The organism is Streptococcus sanguinis (genome assembly GCF_019928825.1).
Taxonomy (GTDB): Bacteria; Bacillota; Bacilli; order Lactobacillales; family Streptococcaceae; genus Streptococcus; species Streptococcus sanguinis_L.
Window position 1 is genome coordinate 107,121 of sequence record NZ_JAHZOP010000002.1, and the last position, 23,912, is coordinate 131,032.

General features: G+C 45.5%; 21 protein-coding genes and 1 riboswitch. Of the genes, 12 read left to right on the top strand and 9 right to left on the bottom strand.

Going from position 1 to position 23,912, the window contains the following annotated elements:
* Positions 1–17: 17 nt before the first annotated feature.
* From K1J09_RS04115 to pflB, 5 genes are all read right to left on the bottom strand, one after another.
* Positions 18–1,292 (bottom strand): hydroxymethylglutaryl-CoA reductase, degradative, encoded by a 1,275-nt coding sequence (locus K1J09_RS04115; RefSeq protein ID WP_223322975.1) that lies wholly within the window; start codon positions 1,290–1,292, stop codon positions 18–20.
* Positions 1,289–2,467: a hydroxymethylglutaryl-CoA synthase gene (locus K1J09_RS04120; RefSeq protein ID WP_223322976.1), complete on the bottom strand. Its 1,179-nt coding sequence runs from the start codon at positions 2,465–2,467 to the stop codon at positions 1,289–1,291. Before K1J09_RS04120 ends, K1J09_RS04115 begins: the two co-directional genes overlap by 4 nt.
* Positions 2,468–2,611: 144 nt before the next feature.
* Positions 2,612–3,079: a threonine/serine exporter family protein gene (locus tag K1J09_RS04125; protein ID WP_002916038.1), complete on the bottom strand. Its 468-nt coding sequence runs from the start codon at positions 3,077–3,079 to the stop codon at positions 2,612–2,614.
* 4 nt (positions 3,080–3,083) lie between these two features.
* The gene (locus K1J09_RS04130; RefSeq protein WP_002907316.1) at positions 3,084–3,860 is read right to left on the bottom strand and encodes a threonine/serine exporter family protein; all 777 of its coding nucleotides are present in this window, start codon (positions 3,858–3,860) and stop codon (positions 3,084–3,086) included.
* Positions 3,861–4,018: 158 nt separating this feature from the next.
* A complete protein-coding gene (gene pflB, locus K1J09_RS04135) occupies positions 4,019–6,334 on the bottom strand; it encodes a formate C-acetyltransferase (protein ID WP_002896602.1) in 2,316 nt (771 codons plus the stop codon).
* Between the two features lie 368 nt (positions 6,335–6,702).
* On the opposite strand from pflB, the gene dinB reads away from it, so the two are divergent.
* The 5 genes from dinB to K1J09_RS04160 all read left to right on the top strand — a co-directional run bounded on the left by dinB (position 6,703) and on the right by K1J09_RS04160 (position 10,913).
* The gene (gene dinB / locus K1J09_RS04140; protein ID WP_002898384.1) at positions 6,703–7,767 is read left to right on the top strand and encodes a DNA polymerase IV; all 1,065 of its coding nucleotides are present in this window, start codon (positions 6,703–6,705) and stop codon (positions 7,765–7,767) included.
* Positions 7,768–7,979: 212 nt separating this feature from the next.
* The gene (locus tag K1J09_RS04145; protein ID WP_223322978.1) at positions 7,980–8,294 is read left to right on the top strand and encodes a hypothetical protein; all 315 of its coding nucleotides are present in this window, start codon (positions 7,980–7,982) and stop codon (positions 8,292–8,294) included.
* A gap of 318 nt (positions 8,295–8,612) precedes the next feature.
* Positions 8,613–9,407 (top strand): CPBP family intramembrane glutamic endopeptidase, encoded by a 795-nt coding sequence (locus K1J09_RS04150; RefSeq protein ID WP_168955922.1) that lies wholly within the window; start codon positions 8,613–8,615, stop codon positions 9,405–9,407.
* A 45-nt stretch (positions 9,408–9,452) separates the two neighbouring features.
* Positions 9,453–10,199, top strand: coding sequence for a CPBP family intramembrane glutamic endopeptidase (locus tag K1J09_RS04155; protein ID WP_223322980.1), 747 nt, complete (start codon positions 9,453–9,455; stop codon positions 10,197–10,199).
* A 75-nt stretch (positions 10,200–10,274) separates the two neighbouring features.
* Positions 10,275–10,913, top strand: a complete 639-nt coding sequence (locus tag K1J09_RS04160) for a TetR/AcrR family transcriptional regulator (RefSeq protein WP_002901506.1) — start codon at positions 10,275–10,277, stop codon at positions 10,911–10,913.
* A 316-nt stretch (positions 10,914–11,229) separates the two neighbouring features.
* Here K1J09_RS04160 and K1J09_RS04165 read toward each other — a convergent pair whose 3' ends face one another.
* From K1J09_RS04165 to rnhC, 4 genes are all read right to left on the bottom strand, one after another.
* Positions 11,230–12,174 carry a hypothetical protein gene (locus K1J09_RS04165; RefSeq protein ID WP_125377215.1) on the bottom strand — a complete coding sequence of 315 codons (945 nt, stop codon included), beginning with the start codon at positions 12,172–12,174 and terminating at the stop codon, positions 11,230–11,232.
* A 93-nt stretch (positions 12,175–12,267) separates the two neighbouring features.
* Positions 12,268–14,631, bottom strand: coding sequence for an SF1B family DNA helicase RecD2 (recD2, locus tag K1J09_RS04170; protein WP_223322982.1), 2,364 nt, complete (start codon positions 14,629–14,631; stop codon positions 12,268–12,270).
* Positions 14,632–14,690: 59 nt separating this feature from the next.
* A complete protein-coding gene (lepB, locus tag K1J09_RS04175) occupies positions 14,691–15,320 on the bottom strand; it encodes a signal peptidase I (protein WP_223322984.1) in 630 nt (209 codons plus the stop codon).
* A gap of 3 nt (positions 15,321–15,323) precedes the next feature.
* Complete coding sequence (rnhC, locus tag K1J09_RS04180) at positions 15,324–16,214, bottom strand: ribonuclease HIII (RefSeq protein WP_223322986.1); 891 nt, start codon at positions 16,212–16,214, stop codon at positions 15,324–15,326.
* Between the two features lie 188 nt (positions 16,215–16,402).
* Here rnhC and K1J09_RS04185 point away from each other — a divergent pair, with 188 nt between their 5' ends.
* The 7 genes from K1J09_RS04185 to K1J09_RS04215 all read left to right on the top strand — a co-directional run bounded on the left by K1J09_RS04185 (position 16,403) and on the right by K1J09_RS04215 (position 23,898).
* Positions 16,403–16,693, top strand: a complete 291-nt coding sequence (locus K1J09_RS04185; RefSeq protein ID WP_002896593.1) for a hypothetical protein — start codon at positions 16,403–16,405, stop codon at positions 16,691–16,693.
* 10 nt (positions 16,694–16,703) lie between these two features.
* Entirely contained in the window at positions 16,704–17,255 is a 552-nt protein-coding gene (locus K1J09_RS04190; RefSeq protein ID WP_002929159.1) for a CvpA family protein, read from the top strand.
* Between the two features lie 54 nt (positions 17,256–17,309).
* Positions 17,310–19,643: an endonuclease MutS2 gene (locus tag K1J09_RS04195; protein ID WP_223322988.1), complete on the top strand. Its 2,334-nt coding sequence runs from the start codon at positions 17,310–17,312 to the stop codon at positions 19,641–19,643.
* Positions 19,644–19,653: 10 nt separating this feature from the next.
* Entirely contained in the window at positions 19,654–20,298 is a 645-nt protein-coding gene (locus K1J09_RS04200) for a GNAT family N-acetyltransferase (protein WP_125330888.1), read from the top strand.
* 100 nt (positions 20,299–20,398) lie between these two features.
* Positions 20,399–21,817, top strand: coding sequence for a C69 family dipeptidase (locus tag K1J09_RS04205; RefSeq protein WP_223322990.1), 1,419 nt, complete (start codon positions 20,399–20,401; stop codon positions 21,815–21,817).
* 84 nt (positions 21,818–21,901) lie between these two features.
* Positions 21,902–22,216: a thioredoxin gene (gene trxA, locus K1J09_RS04210; protein WP_002929164.1), complete on the top strand. Its 315-nt coding sequence runs from the start codon at positions 21,902–21,904 to the stop codon at positions 22,214–22,216.
* A 166-nt stretch (positions 22,217–22,382) separates the two neighbouring features.
* Positions 22,383–22,475, top strand: a riboswitch (glycine riboswitch).
* A gap of 85 nt (positions 22,476–22,560) precedes the next feature.
* Complete coding sequence (locus tag K1J09_RS04215) at positions 22,561–23,898, top strand: alanine/glycine:cation symporter family protein (protein WP_223322992.1); 1,338 nt, start codon at positions 22,561–22,563, stop codon at positions 23,896–23,898.
* Positions 23,899–23,912 lie beyond the last annotated feature (14 nt).

The window sequence follows — 23,912 nt, forward strand, 5'->3', positions numbered from 1 at the left end:
AGGCCATTAAGGCCTTTTTACTTGTCCTGTTTTCGTAAGTCAGCTAGTATTTCCTGAGCAGCAGCTAAGTTGAAATTTTTCTTGGCTGTTAAGCGACTGGCTACAGCAGCGATTTCTTCGTCCTGAGCTCCAGCTTGTAATGCTAAAGATTTGGCTTGCAATTTCATGTGTCCGGCTTGGATGCCACTGCTGACCAGAGCTTTGAGGGCAGCGAAGTTTTGTGCCAATCCGACCGATACGATGAGGGAAGCCAAGTCCTTGGCCTGAGGCTGCCCTAGCAAGTCAAAGCTGGCTGTCACTGTGGGATTGAGGCCGATGGAGCCTCCCTTAGTTGCAATGGGCATGGGCAGGGTCATCTGACCATGAAGCTGGCGTTTGTCTGGGCCTGCCGTCCAAGTAGAGAGGCCGCGGTAGCTTCCTTCTCGGCTGGCATAGGCATGGGCACCGGCTTCTATAGCCCTCCAGTCATTTCCAGTAGCCAGCACCAAAGCATCAATACCATTAAAGATACCTTTATTGTGGGTAGCTGCTCGGTAAGGGTCGACCTTTGCTAATTTGCTGGCTAGCTGTATCTTATCCGCAAGAAGTTCCGCCTCAGCCTTATCGCGACTGAGAAAGCGATAGTCGATGACACAGCGGGCTGTTACTAGGCTATCTGTTGCATAGTTTGACAGGATAGCCATCAGACTCTTACCGCCAGTCAGATCTTCCAGAGGAAGGGTGAGGGCCTCCAGCATGGTGTTGAGCATATTAGCTCCCATGGCTTCCTGCGTATCTACAGACAGATAAAAAATGAGGAAGTCATCCTTTTGCTCCAGCCAAAGATCTCTAGCGCCACCACCACGGGCAACGATCGATGGATAGGCTTGGTTGGCCTGTTCCAGCAACTCTTTCTTTTTCATGAGAATATCTTTAATGGCTCGGTCTGCATTATCAACCTGATAGAGCGCGATTTGCCCAATCATCTGGCGTTTGTGAACCTCGGTCTCAAATCCGCCTGAACGTTTGATAATCTTAGCGGCAAAGCTGGCTGCTGCTACCACAGATGGCTCTTCTGTCACAAATGGAACTTGATAGCTTTTGCCATCCACCAGAAAGTCTGGCACCAGAGAGTAGGGCAGGGCTAGAGTGGCCAGCACATTTTCACTCATCTGGTTGGCTGTTTCCAGAGGCAAAGTCTGCTGACTGTCTAGCAGCTGCCAATGTTCATCTTGTAAAAGTCCCTTTTCTTTCAGCATCTGCAGCCGTTCAGCAGGATTTTTTTTAGAAAATCCAGTCCAGTTTACTTTCATGATGATTTCTCAACTTTGATGTACTTACGCTGGTGCTCTGCAATTTCCGCCAGAGCAAAGCTTTGGTCCTCATAGCCAGAGAAGCGGGCATTGCCCTCCGCATCCAGCTTAGCTTTTTCAAAAAAGATGCGCTCGTAGTCCGGGATGGAAAGAGCCTGACGCTGGTCTAATTCCTCTAGGCGTGTCTTGGATAGATGCTTTTCATAGCCCTCTACCAAATTGGCACTAAAGATTTCAGAGACAGCTCCGCTGCCATAGCCGAAAAGAGCAATCCGATCACCAGCCTTGAGGTTGTCAGAGTTTTCTAAAAGAGACAGGAGGCCTAGGAAGAGGGAGCCGGTATAGATATTTCCAACTTTTTGACTGTAGAGAATAGATGCTTCAAAATTCTTTCTAAGCTGGTCTTGCTGCTCTTGAGGAAGGCTTTTATCCATGATTTTATTGAGGCCTTTAAGAGCCAGTTTTGGATAAGGCAGGTGGAAGCAGTAGGCCGCAAAATCTTTGAGAGCCAGCTTGTGGCGCTTCTGGTACTCCGTCCAAGTTGTTTTTAAGCTATCCAGATACTGCTGGGTTGAATAGATCCCGTTGACATAAGGCGTTGTCGAGTAATTTGGGCGCCAAAAATCCATGACATCGCGTGTCTGAGCTACATTATCATCATTGAAAGCGAGGATACGAGGATTGCTGCTTATCAGCATAGAAATGGCTCCCGCTCCCTGCGTTGGCTCGCCAGGTGTGTTAATGCCGTACTTGGCAATGTCGCTAGCTAACACCAAAACTTTGCTGTCTGGATGTTTTTCAATATGGAGCTTGGCATAGTCCAGTGCAGCAGTAGCTCCATAGCAGGCTTCCTTAATTTCAAAGCTGCGGGCAAAAGGCTGGATACCCAAAAGGCCGTGGACAAAAACGGCCGCCGCCTTGCTCTGGTCAATCCCTGACTCAGTAGCCACAATGACCATATCAATCTTTTCTTTGTCCTCTGTTGTCAGGATGGGCTCTGCTGCCGCGGCTCCCAAGGTAACAATATCCTCAGTCAGAGGAGCAATGCTTAGTTCCTTGAGTAAGAGCCCCTTGCTAAGCTTGTCTGGGTCAGTTCCACGGGCTGCCGCTAAATCATTTAATTTTAAAACATAATTACTGGTCGCAAAACCGATTTTGTCGATTCCGATTGTCATTATAAGACCTCTTTAAATCCTTTTATTCTAGTATATTCCGAAGACTATTTTACCATACTTAGGAATAAAACTCTTACAAAAACATCTAATCTCAGCTAAATCAGGCTTAAGATGTATTTTCCAAAATAAAAACAGCAGATGGCTCTACTGTTTGTTTGCTGTGAGTTTGGTTTGGCGCTTTTTCAAGTAGTGGTAGAGCTTGAGTACGACAGTGCCGCTGGCCATGCCAATTGAGATGACCAAGGCTAGAATGACTACCAGAGTGGCGTGAATCATGGCCTGGCTATAGTCACCAGTGACAAAGAAAGCAGTCGTCCGATAGGAAATATAGCCTGGGACCAAGGGGGCTAGAATAGCCAAAATAAAAACAACAGCAGGCGTTTTGTAGATGATGCTGAGGATTTGGCTGATGCAGGAACCAAGGATAGCAGCCACAAAGGTTGCTATGATGACGTTGGTCGGTCCTTTGAGCAGGAGATAGAGCAGCCAAATAGCCATGCCCAGCACTCCGCCGGGAATCAGCATACTACGCTGGACGTTTAGAACGATTAGAAAAGTAATGATGGCCAGTAGGCTGGCAACGGCTTGCAGTAAGAAAGTCAAGATTGTCATAGGCTTATTTCATAATAAGGAGGGCGACAGAGGTACCTGCACCGAGAGCAAGAGTGATGAGGAGCGATTCAAAGAGCTTGCTCATCCCAGAGTTGATATGGTTGGTCATGATGTCACGCACAGAGTTGGTCAGAGCAATGCCGGGCACAAAAGGCATGACAGAGCCCGCAATAATCAAATCATCTGTGGAGTTAAAACCGGAATAGCGCGTCCATACATGAGCCAGTAGTCCGAAGACGAAGGCTCCAGCAAAAGCTGTCACAAAAGGAATGCGGATATATTTGTCAACATACAAAGAGAAAGCAAAGCCAAAGAAGGTGGCAATAGCAGCCCCCAAAGCATCGTAGAAGTTTCCGCCAAACATGATGGAGAAGAAGGGAGCACTGAGCGTTGCGGCAGCAATCAGTTGCTTGTTGTTATAGGGCAGCTCCTTAACTTTGAGGCAATTCAGCTCATCAAAAGCCTCTTGAAGGCTGATTTCTCCTGTTACCAACTGACGGGAGACCTGATTGACATCACAGACCTTCTCGATATTGTAGTTGGTCTTGAGATTACGCTTCATCCGTGAGACATTTGTATTTTCAATCGAAAAGAAAATAGCCACTGGCATTGCTAAGGCATTGCAGTCGATGATCCCTTGCGAATGAGCGATACGAATCATGGTGTCTTCCACCCGATAAGTTTCGGAACCGCTCTGCAGCAGCAGTGTCCCAGCCAGCATGATGACATCTACCGCCAGATTGAAATCTTTGGCTTCTTCCCTGATACCTTTCTCTGTCATTTCCCCAGTCCTTTTCCTAGTATAGCAATAGAACCATTATACCATAAAGCCTCTTAAAAATATCATCAAGTTGGCAGTCATTTGGAGTCTGAAATACAAAAAAGAAGATTGGGATTTCCAATCTTCTTTCAAATGGTTTGTAAGTCTTTAGTCGTTTATTAGCTCAAAGCATCGTCCATAGAGAGCACTTCGTGGAAGACACGTTGAGTCAATTCAGTCTTTTGCTCTGGAGTCAAGTACTTAGTGTTTACACAGTAACCTGAGATACGAACGATAACGTCTTCACCAGACATAATCTTATCGTAAACATCCTTCAAGTCCATAACGTTCAAGTTAACGTGCTGACCACCGTTTTCGAAGTAGCCATCCAGGATAGTAACCAAGTTGTCTACTTGTTCGTCGTGTGTCTTACCAAGCGCACGAGGTGAAACTTGAGTTGTCAATGAGATACCGTCAGCTGCGTAACTAAAGTCCAAGCTAGCAAGAGAGTTCAAGTTTTGCAACCAGCCACCTTTTGCCTTGTTAGATGGGTTAGCACCTGGTGAGAAGAATTCCAATTTAGACAAGTTCACGCTACCATCTTCGTTGAGGTACACTCCTTTATGGACTGGTGAGTTACCAGTTTGTTTAGAGTAAGCAACGTTAGATGTGATAGTCAAGAGTGATACTGTTGCTTCAGCGTTCTTGTAAAGTTTGTGGCTGCGCAGACGAGTTGTGTAAGCTTCTACCAACCATTCAGCCAGTTCGTTAGAGCGAGGATCATCTTCACCCCAACGTGGGTATTCTCCGATTGTTTCATAGTCGTAGATATAGCCATTTTCGTCGCGGATTGGTTTAACAGTTGCATACTTGATAGCAGACAAGGTATCAACAGTGTTGGCAAAGCCACAGATACCGAATCCCATGTTAGCGCGTTGGTAAGTTGGCAAGAAGGCCATTTGAACAGCTTCGTAGTTGTACTTGTCAGTCATGTAGTGGATGATGTTCAAGGCATCTACGTAAGTGTCAGTCAACCAGTCCAGAGATTTTTCAAAGTTCGCTTTAACTGATTCGAATTCAAGAACTTCGTCACGGATAGGCTCGATGTCAAATACCTTGTAGTCTTTATGAACATCGTCGTAACCACCGTTGAGACCTGTCAGAAGGGCTTTCAGCACGTTTACACGAGCACCAAAGTATTGGATGTTGTGGCGTTGTTCTTCATTTTCAGGGTCAAGTGGAGACACACAGCAAGAGATACAGCTCATTTCACCGTAGCCGTCTTTAGCCATTGTTGTTACACCTTCGTATTGGATAGAAGAGTGCTTGTGGCTCATGTGCATACAGTAGCGACGGAATGAGTATGGAAGTTTATCAGTCCAGAGAACGGTCAAGTTTGGCTCTGGAGAGTTACCAATGTTGTCAAGTGTGTTAAGGAAACGATAGTCCATCTTTGTAACACGGTGACGGCCATCGTTACCCATACCAGCCATAGAAGTAGTGATGAAGGTTGGGTCACCAGAGTAAAGTTGGTCGTAAGCTTTCGTACGAGCAAACTTCACTGTACGAAGCTTCATAACGAAATCATCAACAAATTCTTGGATTTCTGATTCAGTGTAAGTACCGCGAGCCAAGTCACGTTCAGCATAGATGTCAAGAACGATAGGCACACGTCCGAGAGAAGTAGCAGCACCGTTGATGACACGGCAGACAGCCATGAAGGCGATGTTAGTCCATTGGATAGCTTCTTTAACGTCGAAGGCAGGACGGCGAACGTCAACTCCGTAAAGGTCACCCAATTTTACAACTTCACCAAGTGCTTGGTATTGCAGGTTGATTTCTTCGCGCAGACGGATTGTTTCTTCGTCAATATCAGTCAAACCATTCCAGTCGCGAACTTTTTCAGCCATGAGGTAGTCAGCTCCATAAAGAGCAAGACGTGCGTAAACCCCGATGATACGTCCACGTGAGTAAGCATCTGGAAGACCAGTTACAGTGTGGGCGTGACGAGCACGGCGGATGTTAGAAGTGTAAGCACGGAAGATACCATCATTTACTGTAGTAACATATTTAGTAAAGATTTCATGAACAGCAGGATCTGGTTCGTATCCATTTTCTTTCAAAGTAGTTTCAGCCATGCGGATACCGCCTTTTGGCATGAAGTTCAATTTGAAGAGTTCGTCGTTTTGGATACCGTAAATCAGTTCGTTGTCCTTGTCAATGTAACCAGCGTCAATATCAGCGATAGATGCTGGACGAGTGTCCATTGGGAAACGAGTTTCTTCGTAGTGAGCTTTTGTTTCTTCTACGATTTTCTTGATGTGGAGTGAGCGCTCAGTAGGACCTGCCAAGAAGCTTTCATCTCCATCATAAGGTGTGTAGTTAGCTTGAACGAAGCGAGAAACACTTGCTTTCTCTTTCCAGTCTTCACCTTTGAAGCCTTCCCAAGCTTTGTCAAAAATATCTTGAGCTTCAACAACTGTTTTTACAACCATTTGATTTTCCTCTTTATTCTAGCAACATAAACTGTTACATTTATAAGTAAAGTATATCATACGGTAATCGGTTTCACAAACCATTTTCGGCAGAAAGAAAGACTTTCTTTTATAATACAGAAAGTAAAAAGTCGCGGATGTGTACTATAGATTTGAAAAACATAACTCTTTTCAAATATTTTGGAAAAATGGGTAAAAAAGTTATAATAAAAGTAATTAAAATGTCATACAAAAATTGCTGACGAAGAATCTTACGTTTAAAATACTTTTTACAAGAACGAAAAACTGTTTCAGATTTATTTGAGTAAAAGGGCTGACTTTGTGAAAGCTTGTAAGCTGAGATTGATGGCAGGAGAAAGGAGGAGGACATGCTGATTTTTCCACTGATTAACGATACATCTCGGAAGATTATCCACATTGATATGGACGCTTTTTTCGCTTCGGTGGAAGAGCGGGATAATCCTAAGCTAAAGGGGCATCCGGTCATCATCGGCAGCGATCCCCGCTTGACAGGTGGTCGTGGTGTCGTCTCCACCTGCAATTATGAGGCCAGAAAGTTCGGAGTTCATTCGGCTATGAGCTCCAAGGAAGCCTATGAGCGTTGCCCACAGGGGATTTTTATCTCGGGGAATTACGAAAAATATCAAGCAGTCGGCTTGCAGATCCGAGAGATTTTCAAACGATATACGGATTTGATTGAGCCAATGAGCATTGACGAGGCTTATCTGGATGTAACGGAAAACAAGCTTGGGATTAAATCTGCAGTCAAAATAGCCAAGCTGATTCAGCACGATATCTGGAATGAGCTGCAACTGACGGCTTCGGCAGGCGTTTCTTATAATAAGTTTCTGGCCAAGATTGCCAGTGACTATGAGAAGCCTCATGGTCTGACTGTTATTCTGCCTGAGGAAGCAGAGGCCTTTCTGGCGCCTATGGATATTGCCAAGTTTCATGGAGTTGGTAAGAAGAGCGTTGAAAAACTACATGGCATGGGTATTTATACCGGTGCAGATCTGCTCAAGATATCAGAAATGACCTTGATTGATAAGTTTGGTCGCTTTGGTTTTGATCTCTATCGTAAAGCGCGTGGCATCAGCAATAGTCCAGTCAAATCCAATCGTATTCGTAAGTCGATCGGGAAGGAGCGGACCTATGCCAAACTGCTCTATAGTGAGGAGGACATCAAGAAAGAGCTGACCCTGCTGGCACAGAAGGTAGAAAATAGCTTGACTAAGCATGACAAGAAAGGGCGAACTATCGTTCTGAAAATCCGCTATGCTGATTTCTCCACCTTGACTAAAAGGAAAAGTTTGAATCTAGCCACTCAAGACAAGGAGCAAATCGAGCGAACGGCTCATGAGATTTACGATAGCTTGGAAGAACAACCACGAGGTATTCGTCTGCTAGGACTGACAGTGACGGGGTTTGAATAAAGATAAAGGCTTGGTTCATTACCGGGCTTTTTTAGATATAGTTTTTAGTATGAGAGAGTTGCTTGTGACGAGTTTCTAAGTTGTCTGATAATTTTCATTGACTAAAAATAATCTTTTTTGAAAAAATACTGGACAAAGTTTTCTGTGTCTGTTATACTGAGTTTATAAAATAAAAAACCGTCTGGTCGGTTTTTAAAAAGAAAGGAGCAGAAATGAAGAAATCTGTAGTAGAAAAAACAAGCGATCACATCCTCAAGTTGAATCAGGAGATGGATCGGCAGCGGGAAGGTCAGAAAGAGTTTTTGCAGCAGCATGCAGAAAAGCTGAAAAAGATGTCACAGGGTGAGAATGGCATACGCTATTCTAAGTGGGGAGTCAAAGCTGGATATGCTGTCCTTGCTGGTGGCTTGCTGACTTCTGTCTTTAGCCCATGGCGAGGACTGGGTATTATGGCAGTAGGCGGTCTGAGCCTTGCTTCCAATCTCTGGCATATCCGGCGATTGCAAAATCAAGAAAGGAGCAAGTAGCAGAGAAATGGCCTGTCTTAAGCATCAGAGTCAGGACAACTTAGAAACTAAAAGCAGCAGGCAGTAGCTAAACGGTGCTGACATAGCTTTTAGCATTATTTAGTCTATCTTTGCTTTTTATTTTAGGCAAGGATTAAAAGACTACGTTTTCTATTTGGCGCAGGTCTTTATTTTTTATAACAAAACAAACCGAATGGTCGGATTTTAAAAATCTGCGTTTCAAAACAGGCAATCATCTGAAAGACTGAGAGTAAAGGATGCCTTTGTCCAGTTTTCGGATGACTTTTCACTATTCTACATTTGATAAGGAGTTATCGTATGAACAAACAAACACATGTAGAGCCAGAGACAAGGCATATCCTGCCCTTTCTGGCCTGGACTTTTGGCATTACCTGGGGAGCCTGGCTGCTTCAGTATATTTTAACCGCCCTGAAGCTGACCAGCGGGGCTGAGCCTTTGGGCTTTGCTCTCAATTTCATCGGGGGCTTCGGACCGACCTTGGGAACTTTTATCAGCCTCAAAATTTCTCATCCCAAGAAGATGCTGGACTTTATCTTCTCCCATGCCAAAGGCTGGTGGATTTACATGCTGGTCTTCTGTCTGGTTCGGGTTTTGACCCTTTTTATCGCTAATCCAGCCTTGCCGCCCCTGAATGCCATTCTGATGTTTCCCCTGGGCTGGACCTTTGTCACCTTTGCTGGAGGCGGCAATGAAGAGATTGGCTGGCGGGGCCTCCTGCAGCCGGCTCTGGAGAAAAAATTCTCCTTCCCTCTGGCAACTGTCATCACGGCTCTGGTCTGGGTGGCCTGGCATCTGCCCCTCTGGCTGATTCCGGGAACAAGTCAAAGTCAGGTTTCTTTGCCCTTCTATCTCTCCTTTGGAATCTTGCTCTGTTTCTGTCAGGCGGTTCTCTACAAGCAGACGGCCTCTGTCTTTGCCTGCATGGTCTTTCACGGCTGCATTAACTTTGCTCAGGCGACGATTGTCGGCAGTGCTACAAATGGTGGAAGGTATCTCAGCTTCCAAGCTGCTAATCTGGTCATGACCGCCCTGCTGGTCGGCTGGTGGTATTGGAAGGGCAATCGGAAAGGGGTTCAGAAAGATGCAGGCTAAAAATCTTGGCAATCGCTCTTCTGCCAAAGAAAAAGGAGTAATCATATGAAAACACAAACACATGTAGGGCCAGAACCCAAGCATATTTGGCCTTTCTTAGCTTGGACCTTTGGTATTAGCTGGTCTGCCTGGCTGGCTTCGGCTTTCCTGAGGATTCCTATTATTTCCCAGGTCTTAACCATCGCTGGTGTTTTTGGCCCGGCCATTGGAGCCAAACTGGTCTTAGGAAAATCGTTCAAGGAGCTCTTGGCTTCTATCGGATCGTCCCGAAAAAGGACTTGGGTCCATCTCTTGATTTTGACAATTCTTTATACCCTTTCCATAGTCTTTTGGAGCCCGCTCCTGCCTGGTTTTAGCCCCCTCAGGATTGCTCTGCTTTTTCTCATGACGACTTTTCTGACAGGCGGCAATGAAGAGATTGGCTGGCAGGGCTTCCTGCAGCCAAGTCTGGAGAAGATCCTGCCCTTCCCTTTGGCAACTGTAACAACTGGGTTAATCTGGTCTGTCTGGCATCTGCCCCTCTTCTTTACCCCCGGCAGCAGTCAGGCAGGGACTTCTTTTCTAGTCTTTACTGCCGCCTGCCTGCTTGCCCGTTTCTGGCTGGCGGCTCTTTACAAGGTCAGTCAGTCCATCCTTTACTGTGTTCTTTTCCACGGGGCCATCAATACCATTGGTGAAGGCATTTTCCTGGGGAAGGGGACGGAAAATCCGCTCTTTTTCCTAGGCTATATCTTGATGGCGGCTTACAGTATCTATCTTTGGTATCAAAGGGATCAGCAAGACAAGGCTTAAAGATATTTTTATGATTTTGTATTTCTCCGGCTTTTTTGTTAGAATAAAGCTATACTAGAAACAAAGGGGAACAGAATGGCGCAGCGAAAAGACAAATCCCAGGCCATGAGAGAAAAAATTTTAAATACAGCAACCCAGCTCTTTATCCAAAAGGGGTCCGAAAAGACCAGTATGCAGGATATTGCTCAGACGGCGGGCATCTCCAAGGGGGCTATCTATCATCATTTCAAGTCAAAAGATGAGATTGTCTTTGCGGTGATTAGGAGCCGGCAGGAGCTGATGGAAGAAGAGATGAAGCAGTGGCTCAAGGCTACGGAAAATCTGACTGGCAGAGAGCAGCTGCAGACCATCCTCAAGTCTAATCTGGAAAGTCAGACAGCCCGGGCTACGGACGGCATTGTGGGTGAGTATGAGAAGGACGCGGGCTTTATTTTGACCATGATGCGGGACAATCTGCGGATAGGCGCCCCTCTGGTCAGTGACATTATCAAAAAAGGGATGGCAGATGGCTCCCTTCAGACCCAGTGTCCGGACCAGGCTGCAGAAGTTTTTCTGCTGCTGGTGAATTTTTGGATGCATGGGACCGTTTTTGAAAGTGAGCCCGAAAGACTGCCGGAACGCTTCCACTTTCTGCAGTTTATGATGACCTCGGTCGGTCTGGATATCTTTACTGACGAGCTCCTGCAGCTCTTTAGCCAGAAAAATAAGACATAAAAAAAGGCGATAGGACAGAACTAAAAAATTTAATTCTGTCCCAGCCTTTTTATTTATGTGCTGAATATACTGTGGATATCTTCCTCGGTCAGGCCGATTAGGGGGTCGATTTTCAGAGAAAAGTTTTGAAAAGCAGGCTGAGCGTCTCCGCTTTATCCACTTTATGCTGGAATCCATTGGCATTGATATCCTTAGTGACGAGCTGATGGAGCAGACTTTGACATACTTAAAACGAAGCTAAGCGATGATTGGTACACCGAATTTTCCAAGTACAATTGTAGAAAGTCAATATAAAGAGGACAGCAAGCTGTCCTCTTTATAATTCAATATTTGGAAATTTGTCATGGATTTGATTTTTTAAACGAGTTAAAGCAAGATCTGTTTTAGAAACGTTTTGATGTCTTAGAGGCAGTTTCTCTTCGTTGCCATCTGAAAGAACAATCCGAATCTCATTTTTTCTGATGATGGGAAAGATAGAAATCATGAATGAATAGCTATGATGATAAATTGTTAGCGCATCATGTATGTCACATGTTTTAAAGCTAGATTTGTAACTGACCAGATGATTCTTGTAAAAGAAGACACGAATATCTGGGTCAACATAACCACCATTGTTTTCAATCTGATCCAGCGTTTCATTCAACTCGGGATAGAGTTTGAAAAAATCATTCAATCTTTTATGGTTTAAGTAATAACGAATGAACCCGATCAAAATGCAGAATATAGCAATATAGGTGAAGAAAGTGAAGGAAGTTGTTCCACCTTTTTGGAATTCTTTGTCATCAGAGAGAGTGATGTAGTATTTCAGTTGTTGGTTATTTTCATCATTAAATAGATACGATTTCATGATTTTAGCGTAATCAGGAATATCTGAAGCTGAGTGTACTGAGGCAATCAACCATTTTGGCTCTCCTCCTAAAGTATTCGCTTTTTCTAGTTCATCTACGAAGCGGCTAGTTGAAGAATCATTGCGCAGGCCAATATCGCTTTTCCTACCATTTTTATCTATATAAGATACTTTGTAGAAATAGGTTGAGTCATGCTCTTCTTTTAACTCAGCAACCGGTCCATCAATATGAGTGATTTGTATTGCTTGGCTGTAGGAGGTGTCAGAGATTTTTGCAGAAAGAATTTTTCCTTCTTTTCGCAGGGTTTCCACACTGATATCCTTAATTCTTGTTGATGAACGGGTACCAAATAAAATGAGACAGCATCCTACAAGCACCCATTTTATTAGAGAGGCATATTTATTGTATTTCATTAATATCTCCTTTGAAGAAAGTTAATTGTTGTTTTGTCTGGTCGTATAGCCACATTTTAGCATTATACACAGAGCAAAGAAGGGAGTCAAGGATTACTTAAAAATTCCCTTTATATCTTCTTCTCTTATCCCAATCATAGGGTCAATTTTCTGGAAGTTTTCCTCAGTTAGGACACAGTTTTCCACAGGCGCTTTCATTTTATCCACAGGATTGTGGATATTGCTCTCAGCTTGCGGAAAGTTACCAAAGCGCTCGATTAGATAGGTTTTACGGGCGGTGCCAGTGTTTTTTGCAGCATAGTCAAAGGCTGCTTTTTCCCCAAGTAAGATCAACTTGCTCTTGGCGCGGGTGATAGCAGTGTAGATGAGGTTGCGCTGCAGCATCCGGTGACTGCTCTTGGTGATGGGCAAGATGACCACGGGAAATTCACTGCCCTGAGACTTGTGGATGCTCATGGCGTAGGCCAGGCGAATCTTATACCACTCGCTACGCTGATAAACAAGTTCATTGCCATCAAAGTCAATGGTCAGCTCGTCCTGCTTGGAGTCGGTGTACTTAGCAGGCAGCAGATCGCTGATATAGCCTAAGTCACCGTTGAAGACATTGCTTTCGGCATCATTGACCAAGTGGATAACCCTATCTCCTTGGCGATACTGACAGTCGGGAGCTTCAAAGGTCAGTTCCTCTTTCTCGACAGGATTGATAAGATTTTGCATAAGATTGTTAATCTGGTCAATGCCGGCTGGCCCCCGATACATAGGTGCCAATACCTGAACATCTTGAGCAGGGATACCGTTGCGAATGGCAGCGCTAGCGATTTTCTCAATCATAGGCGGGATATGTTCATTTCTAGCTTCAAAATATGAGCGATCCGCTTTTTTCTCTGTAAAGTCTGCTGGTAAAATGCCCTTCTGAATCTGGCTGGCCAGTGTGACGATTGTAGACTCTTCGCTCTGCCGATAGATGGTTTCCAGCTTGGTCTGTGGGATAGTCGGTATCTGCAGCAAGTCTGCCAGAACCTGACCTGGACTGACAGACGGAAGTTGATCCGCATCTCCAACAATCAAGAGTTTGGTCTGAGAGGAGATATTGCTGAGGAGCTGATTAGCCAGCCAAGTATCCACCATGGAAAATTCATCCACAATGATAAAATCAGCATCCAGATAATCATCCAAATGACTGGTATCATCATCTCCAGTCATCCCCAAGTGGCGGTGGATAGTGGCGCTAGGAAGACCAGTCAATTCGTTCATGCGCCGAGCAGCACGTCCAGTGGGAGCTGCTAGCAGAATAGGCAGATCATTGACCTTTCGCAGATCCAAACCGCGAAGCTGGGCGTAGACTGCGATGATACAGTTGATAACGGTAGTTTTTCCAGTTCCCGGTCCGCCGGTTAGGATAAAGACCTTCTGATTGATAGCCTGACGGATGGATTCTTTTTGGATACTGTCATAGGAGATGCCGGAGTTCTCCTCCACATGCTGGATAGCCGCAGTAATGTTATCTGCGTCAAAGCAGTCTTGCTCTCCTTTTTCCAGCAGTCGGATCAGATTATTTTTTATTCCTTCTTCAGCAAAGAAGAGGCTGTTTTCAAAGATCTTGGTCTCTACATTTTGGACCTTATCTTCCTCAATCAGATTGGCCAGCTCATCAGCGACTAGACTAGGGTCCAGCTCCACTTGGCGTGAGCTTTCTAAGAGCTCGATGGTATGCTCGAGTAAATCACGAGCTTCAACATAGGTATCTCCCCGCTCCATAGACTGGGTCAGCAAGGTGTGGACAAGGCCAGCCCGAAAACGCTCAGGGGCGTCACTTTGGATTCCCAGCTCTTCTGCCAGATGGTCAGCAATTTTAAAGCCGATTCCCTGAATATCCTCTACTAGCTGATAGGGATATTTTTCGACAATATCCAGCGTTTCTTCCTTATAGGTATCCTGGATTTGAAAAGATAGCTTATTGGGAATGCCATAGGCTGCCAGCTTGGCTAGTACCATCTCAGTTCCGTAGTTGAGTCTGAGCTTGGCGACAAAGGCCTCGCGGTTCTTAGCTGCTAAGCCGTTTATCTGGGTCAGCTTTTCCGGCTCTGCTAAAATCTTGTCAATGGTGTCCTCAGTATCTTCTCCGTAGAGTTGGACGATTTTTTGAGCAGTCTTGACCCCGATTCCCTTGAAATGGTCACTGGAGAAGTATTTTACTAGGCCTTTGCTGCTGGGTTTTGCTCGCTCATAGCGGGAAATTTTCAGCTGTTGGCCATATTTGGGGTGTTGGACAAGACTGCCCCAGAAGGTGTAGTCTTCGCCTTCCATGACATCTGCCATAGAGCCGGTGACAATGATTTCAAAATCTTCAAAATCCTCGGCATCTGTATCCTCAATATCTAAGAGCAGTATGCGGAAAAAGTTGCTGGGATTTTCAAAAATAATCCGTTCGATCGTTCCTGAAAAGTAAAATTCCATAGTTTATAGGTTCTTCTTTTAAAACGAACTCAGCTGACGTTCAACTGAGTTCGGTATGCTTAATAGGTCTTAAAAGGCAGCAGTGGCCAGAAGCGGAACTTGGCTTCGCCCTGGATTTGTTCTTTTTGGAAGGTACCGACTTGGCGACTATCCTTGGAAACAATCCGGTCGTCACCCAGAAGTAGGTATTCATCATCCAGAAGCTTGATGGTGAAGACAGGGCTGCCTTCACTATCAACAGTGAAAGCTTGAGCCTGAGCTGCGAGTTTTCTGAAAAACACACCATTGTCATCATAATCATCCCCAGTATAAGTGGATTGGAGCTTGTCTTCTTTGAATTTTTTGATGTAGTCCGTCAGGTAAGGCTCGTCTGTTTTTTTGCCGTTGATGTAAAGAGTATCATTTTCATACTGAATAGTATCACCCGGCATACCGATAACCCGCTTGACAATCTCCTTGGTCGTTCCGTCATTATCTGTCTCAGTGGCGACAACGATATCAAATCGGTCAATAGACTGATATTTAAGCACAAGTAGATATTCCCCATTGGCCAGCGTAGGGTCCATAGAGTGGCCATCTACCTTTACAGGGGACCAGAGATAGAGCCGTGATAGGATAATGACAGAGATAAAGATGATAAAGAGCCCCCATTCTTTGAGAATGACAACGGCAGTATTTGATTTTTTCATAGGTTACCTTTCTAGAAGTTTTTGTGCTTTTTCAGTATTTTTAAAGTGGAGTTTAGCAGAATGCTGCAGACCAGCCATTCCGTAGGCTTGAAGAATCTGGCTGGCAACTTGGTCGCTCTTGCTTCCGGCTCCGCTAGGCAGGGTATAGCCTAACTCTTGACTGAGATTTTCTAGATTTTCCAGAAAGAGGTCACGAGCGATAATAGAGCTGACCGCAACAGCTAGAAACTTTCCTTCAGCCTTTTCAATCAGACTTACCGGATTTGGAAAATGATTTTTTTCCTGCTTTAGGTATTTATTGTAGTTTTGCTGGCTAGTAAAGGCATCGATAACAATTTTTTCAGGATTGATGACTTTCTGCAGCAGTAGGTAAATAGCTTGATTATGTAAGGCTACCTTGACAGAGACGGCGTTGTAGCCAGAAGCGATGACTTCGTTGTACTTCTCTGGCGATAGGAGCAGAGCTTGGTGGGCAATCTTTTCTTTCAAGACAGGTGCCAGTTGGCGAATCTTGCTATCGTTCAAGGTTTTAGAATCACCGACACCCAGTTTTCTTAGAAAGTCGTGCTGGTCTGGAGTGACGAAAGAAGCTACGACGGCTAGACCTCCAAAGTAGGAGCCGTTTCCGACCTCATCTGTCCCAATGAGGGCAAAATTCTGAGAAGCAGGACTAGAACTGGACTTGTCTGCTTGATGGCCCAAAAAGCCAGCGTAGTGAGCAGCTTTTGCCCCTTGAAAGAGAACTTTTCCGGAGCTAAAGACACTGACCGTCGCCTGATCCAGCCGGAAGAAATATTGAATATGCGAGTTCTTACTGGGAGCCAGCTGGCTCTGATATTTCTTAACAAAAGCCTGAATTTCTTGCTGTTTGGGACTGAGGGTGATACTTTCCATACCCCCTATTGTACCATAAAAAGGAAAAGTCGAAAGTCATAAGATTAAAAATCTTACAAAAATTTTGTAGGAGAGCACCGCTGCTTGCTATGTCAAAAACGATGAAAAAGAAAGTCCCTGTCTAGTTCCCAGTGTTTTTATAACTGACAAAGGGCTTCTTTTTTGATATAATACAATGAGGTGATTTTATGGCAAATTTGAATCGATATAAATTTACATTTGGAAACAAGACCTTAACTCTAACAACAGAACACGATAATCTCTTTATGGAAGAAGTGGAACGGGTAGCAAAGGAAAAATACAAGGCTATCAAAGAGCAGATGCCTGCGGCAGATGATGAAGTCCTGGCGATTTTGCTGGCGGTCAATAGCCTATCTACCCAGCTCAGCCGCGAGATTGAGTTTGACGACAAGGAAAAAGAACTAGAAGATTTTCGTCACAAAATGCTCAGTGATTTGAGAGAAAAGTCAGGTAAATAGAGGAGAAATAATGTTTTCTATTGTTATTTTACTAATATTGGCCTGGAGCTTTTATATTGGCTACTCGCGTGGTATTGTTCTGCAGGGCTATTATGCTGCTGCAACCATGGTTTCTATGCTGGTGGCTGGAGCTTTTTATAAGAGCTTGGCTAAGTTTATCAGCCTTTGGGTGCCTTATGCCAGTGCGACTCAAGGCTCTTCGACCTACTTTTTCCCTAGCTCCCAGCTTTTTCAGTTGGATCAGGTTTTTTATGCTGGTTTGGCCTATCTCATTATCTTTACGGCTGTCTACATCCTTGGGCGTTTTTTCGGGATTTTTGCCAATCTGATTCCCTACCCCAATAAGCTGGATACCAAATGGTACAATGTGACCAGCGGAGCCATCGCTGTTTGCATCTCTATTTTTGTTTTGGGAATGTGCCTGACTATTTTAGCGACGGTGCCGATGGAGATGGTTCAGGAGCGGCTCAACAGCAGCTTCATGATTCGCTTTATTGTCAAGTATACCCCTATCACATCCAATATCCTCAAAGATCTCTGGGTGAATCAAGTTATCGGATAAAAGACGACTCAGTTGGCCTGCTAGCTGGGTTCTTTTTTACTAGAAAAGAAAATTATGAACACAAAAATTTTAGAAACCTTAGAATTTAAGAAGATAAAAGAACTTTTTGCTCCCTATCTTTTGACTGAGCAGGGGCAGCTGGAACTGGGCCTGCTTTTGCCGACCAGTAAGAAGGAGACGGTAGCTTCAGCTTTTCTGGAAATGACAGATATGCAGCAGATTTTTGTGCAGCATCCGCACTTTAGTCTGGCCGCGACTCAGGATATCACTGCCTTGACCAAGCGGTTGGAGCTGGATAGTGACTTGAATATTGAGGAATTTTTGGCTCTCAAGCGCGTCTTGGCTGTGACTCAGGAGCTCAAGTCCTTTTATGAGGACTTGGAAAATGTGCACTTGGAAAAGCTGGACCGTCTGTTTGAGAATCTGGCTGTGTTCCCTAAGCTGCAAGGAAGTCTACAGGCTGTGAATGATGGCGGCTTTATTGAAAGCTTTGCCAGCGAAAGTTTGAGCCGTATCCGAAGGAAAATTCAAGAAAATGAAAACGAAGTGCGGGAAATTCTGCAGGAGATTCTCAAAAACAAGGGAGAGATGCTGGCGGATCAGGTAGTGGCCAGCCGGAATGGCCGCAATGTGCTGCCTGTGAAAAATACCTATCGTAACCGCATTTCTGGTGTGGTCCACGATATTTCTGCCAGCGGCAATACCGTCTATATCGAGCCTAGAGCAGTTGTCAATCTCAACGAAGAAATTGCCAGCAGTCGGGCGGACGAACGTTATGAAATTCAGCGGATTTTGCAGGAATTATCGGACCTCTTCCGTCCCCATGCAGCTGAAACTGCCAACAATGCTTGGATTATTGGACATCTGGATCTGGTGCGTGCCAAGGTCCGCTTCATGCAGGAGACGGGAGCGGTGGTGCCAGACCTGTCGGAAGAGCAGGATATCCAACTGCTCAGTGTCCGCCATCCCCTGATTGAAAATGCAGTGGCTAATGACTTGCATTTTGGACCAGACTTGACAGAGATTGTCATTACCGGGCCTAATACGGGTGGGAAGACCATCATGCTGAAGACCTTGGGCTTAGCTCAGATCATGGCCCAGTCAGGTCTGCCGATTTTGGCGGACAAGGGGAGCCGCGTCGGGATTTTCAGTCAGATTTTTGCAGACATTGGTGATGAGCAGTCCATTGAGCAGAGCCTGTCGACTTTCTCCAGTCACATGACCAATATCGTCTCTATTTTAGATCAGGTTGATAGCGAGAGTCTGGTTCTGCTGGATGAGCTAGGAGCTGGGACTGACCCGCAAGAGGGTGCCGCTCTGGCTATTGCTATCTTGGAAGATTTGCGGCTAAGGCAGATTAAAACCATGGCAACGACCCACTATCCTGAGCTCAAAGCCTATGGGATTGAGATGGACTGGGTAGAGAATGCCAGCATGGAATTTGATACAGATAGTTTAAGGCCGACCTATCGCTTTATGCAGGGAGTCCCTGGACGCTCCAATGCCTTTGAAATTGCTCGACGTTTGGGCTTGGCAGAAGTTATCGTTGGCCATGCCCAAGAGCAGACTGACACAGACAGTGATGTCAATCGGATCATTGAACGTCTAGAGGAGCAGACTCTAGAAAGCCGCAAGCGCTTGGATAATATCCGCGAAGTCGAGCAGGAAAATCTCAAATTTAATCGAGCCCTCAAAAAACTTTACAATGAGTTCAACCGCGAAAAGGAAACCGAGCTCAATAAGGCGCGATTGGAAGCCCGGGAAATCGTTGATTTGGCTTTGTCAGAGAGTGAGAGCATTCTCAAAAATCTCCATGATAAATCCAGTCTCAAGCCGCATGAGATTATCGAGGCCAAGGCTCAGCTTAAAAAGCTGGCACCAGAAACGGTTGATTTATCAAAGAATAAGGTGCTCAAACAAGCCAAGAAAAATCGGGCGCCCAAGGTGGGAGATGATATCCTAGTCACCAGCTATGGTCAGCGGGGAACCTTGGTCAAGCAGCTCAAGGACGGTCGCTGGGAAGCCCAGGTCGGTCTGATTAAGATGACTCTGGAAGAGCAGGAATTCAACTTACTCAAGGCTGAAAAGGAGCAGCAGCCTCAGCGTAAGCAGGTCAATGTGGTCAAGCGGGCTAATACTGCTGGACCCAAAGCCAGGCTGGACCTGCGCGGCAAACGCTACGAAGAGGCCATGGAAGAGCTCGATGCCTTTATCGATCAGGCCCTCCTCAATAACATGGCTCAGGTGGATATTATCCACGGTATTGGGACCGGAGTCATCCGTGAAGGGGTGACCAAATATCTCCGCCGCAACAAGCACGTTAAGTCCTTCGGCTATGCTCCGCAAAATGCTGGCGGCAGCGGTGCGACGATTGTGATATTTAAGTAAGAGGCCAGAAATGAAAATACAAACCTATGACTCGACTTATGAGAAAAGTTGGGTTTATACAAAAGCTTTGAGCTATCTCTTTTCGCCTTTCTTTGATGATATGAGCCGCAGCAAGGATGCTTTTACTGAAGAACCTTACCAAGATTCAGTTGAGCTCATAGCAGTGGAAGATAATCAGGTTGTAGGGCTTCTAGATATTGGGATTTACACCGAAGAAGCAAGCCATGCTTATCCATATTATCCGGGAGAAAAGATAGCTTACTTCGCTAATCTGGCTGTCCATCCTGATTTTCAGAATCAAGGTATAGCCAGTCAACTCTTTCAAACTGCTTGGGAGCAGCTGCATGAAAAGAAAGTTGAGGCCTTGATCATCTTTACCCGAGACGGAGAGCAGGCAAATCACCTCTATCAGAAGTGGGGCGGCAAGCTGATTTGCCAAGACTACTTGGTTGTAGGACGCCCCAAAGATCAAACACCGTTTTCTTTCAGTGTTGATAGGAAGCAGCAGACAATCTGTCTGACAGATAAGTCGGGAAATTCTTTAGGCTATTATCAAAGAGAAGGGCATTATATTGTCTCAAGGAAAGAAGATTTGGAGCATTTTGAGATTGATGAACTTTACAAAGAACATACCTATGTCTTGAAAATCGAATAAGGCATTGGAAGTTTCAGCGAAGAGATCACAGCAGGTTCTTTTATGAGGGCCTGCTTTTTGCTATAATGGAAGCAGCATAAAGTGTTTCGGAGGGAAAATAATGAGAATAAAGCATGCATCAGATTCCTGCACGACTATTTTGGTAGGCAAGAAGGCCAGTTACGACGGTTCAACCATTGTCGCTCGTACAGAGGATTCACAAAATGGGGTTTTTACGCCCAAGAAATTTGTCGTAGTGGAGCCACAAGACCAGCCCCGCCATTATCAATCAGTTTTGACATCTTTTGAGATGGATTTGCCGGACAATCCAGTCCGCTATACGGCAGTACCAGATGCAGTTCCTAAGGACGGGATTTGGGGAGCAGCTGGAATTAACAGCTACAATGTTGCTGTCAGCGCAACGGAAACGATTACGACTAATAGCCGCGTGCTGGGAGCTGATCCTTTGGTAGAGTCAGGTATCAGCGAGGAAGATATCCTTACGCTGGTTCTCCCCTATATCAAGACGGCACGAGAAGGAGTTCTTCGTCTAGGGAAAATCTTAGAAGAATACGGTACTTATGAGTCTAATGGGATTGCTATTTCAGATGTTAATGAGATCTGGTGGCTGGAGACCATTGGCGGCCACCATTGGATGGCGCGGCGCGTGCCAGATGATGCCTACGTGACCAACCCCAATCAGCTGGGCAGTGATTATTTTGAATTTGACAATCCTGATCACTTCCTCTGTCATCCAAATCTCAAAAACTTTATCAAGGAAAACTATCTCAATCTGAATTACTCGGACAAGGGCTTCAATCCCCGCTATGCTTTTGGCAGCCAGAAGGATAAGGACCGTCATTACAATACACCGCGTGCTTGGGACATCCAGCGTTTTCTCAATCCAGAAGTGGAACAAGATCCAAGGAGTTTCTTCATTCCTTGGTGCCGCAAGCCTTATCGCAAGATTACCATTGAAGATGTCAAGTATGTCCTGAGCAGTCACTATCAGGATTCGCCTTATGATCCTTACGGAGCAGAGGGCGACCGCCACAGCAGACGGGCCTTCCGGACTATTGGCATCAATCGGACCAGTCAGACAGCTATCTTGCAGCTGCGCCCTAATCAACCGCAGGCAACGACGGGTATCCAGTGGCTATCTTATGGCTCCATGCCCTACAATACAGCTGTTCCTTTCTTTACTCAAGTCTCAACAACGCCAGATTACTTTGCCAATACGACGGACAAGGTTTCGACAGATTCCTTCTACTGGGCCAATCGCTTGATTGCTGGTCTGGCTGATGCTCATTTTAGCAGTCATGTCAGTGATTTGGATGATTACCAAGAGCAGACTATGGCTTGGGGACATGAAATGATTGGTCGGGTAGACCGAGCTCTGGCCAAGGGCGAGGCAGTGGACTTTGAAGCTGAAAATCAAGCCATGAGCGACAAGGTGCAAGAAGCGACAGACCAGCTCTTGGAGAAGGTTCTCTTGGATGCCAGCAATCTCATGACCAACCATTTCTCACTAAGTGACTGAGGTGCTACCCGTAGCAAATATTTTTCTTTCTGATGTTTTTGGTGTAAAATGTTATCAAAAGTAAGCAATAAAAGGAGAAGATTTATGGTAGCAGCAGTTACAGATGCAACATTCGCAGAAGAAACAAAAGAGGGATTGGTTCTGATTGACTTTTGGGCAACTTGGTGCGGTCCGTGCCGCATGCAAGCGCCTATTCTGGAGCAGTTGGCAGGAGAAGTCCATGAGGATGAATTGAAAATCCTTAAAATGGATGTGGATGAAAATCCAAATACTGCCCGTGAATTTGGCATTATGTCCATTCCGACCCTTCTGTTCAAGAAAGACGGTCAAGTCGTGAAGCAAGTCGCAGGTGTTCACACCAAAGACCAGCTCAAGGCTATTATCGCGGAATTAAGCTAAGCAAGAAGCCTCTGGGCTTCTTTTTTGTATCAAAAAACGTTTACATGCTCAAAAATTTTCATAAAATATTGACAAAAGGCGAATGTTCTTTTAGAATAATAGAAAATTAATAATCAACACCGAACGAAGTTTTTCAGAAAGAGGCAGGCACCTCTGACTGTGAAATGGACGGAACTCTGGAGAGACCATGAATGGCACCGAAGGGGCAAGGCGGTTTAGAACCGCTCAAACTCTCAGGTAAAAGGACAGAGCGAAGAGGCAGGGCTTTCCCTACTCCAGCACATCCAGAGTACATGTTTTGCATGTGCTCTTTCTTTTTCTCGGTGTGAAAAGGAGCTTATATCATGTTGGAAATATTGAATCGTCTGGATTCTTTGGTTTGGGGTCCGCCCCTCCTCATTTTGCTGGTTGGTACCGGTATCTATCTCAGTCTGCGTCTGGGCTTGCTACAGATTTTTCGGCTTCCGCGTGCCTTTCGGCTAATTTTTGTATCAGACGAGGAGCATCAGGGCGATGTCTCTAGCTTTGCGGCTCTTTGTACGGCTCTAGCCGCGACGGTGGGAACGGGAAATATCATCGGAGTGGCAACAGCCATTAAAACCGGTGGACCGGGTGCCCTCTTCTGGATGTGGGTAGCTGCTTTCTTTGGGATGGCGACCAAGTATGCCGAAGGTCTCTTGGCTATCAAGTACCGCCGTAAGGATGCTCACGGAGCCATGGCGGGCGGTCCTATGCACTATATCCTATTAGGAATGGGGGAGAAGTGGCGCCCGCTGGCCATCTTTTTTGCCCTAGCTGGTATCTTGGTGGCTCTTTTGGGGATTGGGACCTTTACGCAGGTCAATTCCATTACAGAGGCCATGCAGAATACCATTCAGCTGCCTCCAGCTGTGACAGCCTCTATCTTGGCTATTTTAGTAGCTCTGGTTATTTTCAGCGGCATCCAGTCTATTGCTCGAGTATCGACCAAGGTTGTGCCCTTTATGGCAGCGATTTATATCTTGGGGACGGTGACGGTCTTGGTAGTCAATCTGGACCGATTGCTGCCGACTCTTCAGCTGGTCTTTAGTTCAGCCTTTAGTCAGACAGCTGCTGTCGGTGGCTTTGCCGGTGCGACCATCCAGATGGCCATTCAAAACGGGGTCGCGCGTGGAGTTTTCTCCAATGAATCTGGTTTAGGATCAGCCCCCATTGCAGCGGCGGCAGCTCGGACCAAGGAACCGGTAGAACAGGGCTTGATTTCTATGACCGGAACCTTCATCGACACCCTGATTATTTGTAGTCTGACAGGCTTGACGATTTTAATTACAGGAGTTTGGGATGGCAATCTTAATGGTGTGTCCCTGACTCAGGCAGCCTTTGCGAGTGTTTTTGCTAATTTTGGTCCGGTCCTACTTTCGGTCTTTCTGGTTCTCTTTGCCTTTACGACTATCTTGGGCTGGAACTACTATGGTGAGCGCTGTTTTGAATTTCTCTTTGGGGTGCGCTATATCCGCGTTTATCGCTTGCTATTTGTCCTGATGATTGTACTCGGTGGCTTTGTGGGTCTAGAGGCGGTCTGGATTATTGCAGATATTGTCAACGCCCTCATGGCCTTGCCAAACTTAATCGCTCTTCTAGTACTTTCTCCTATTGTCATCAGTGAAACAAAGAAATACTTTGACAAGCATCGAAAGAACTAATCTTCGCACATAAA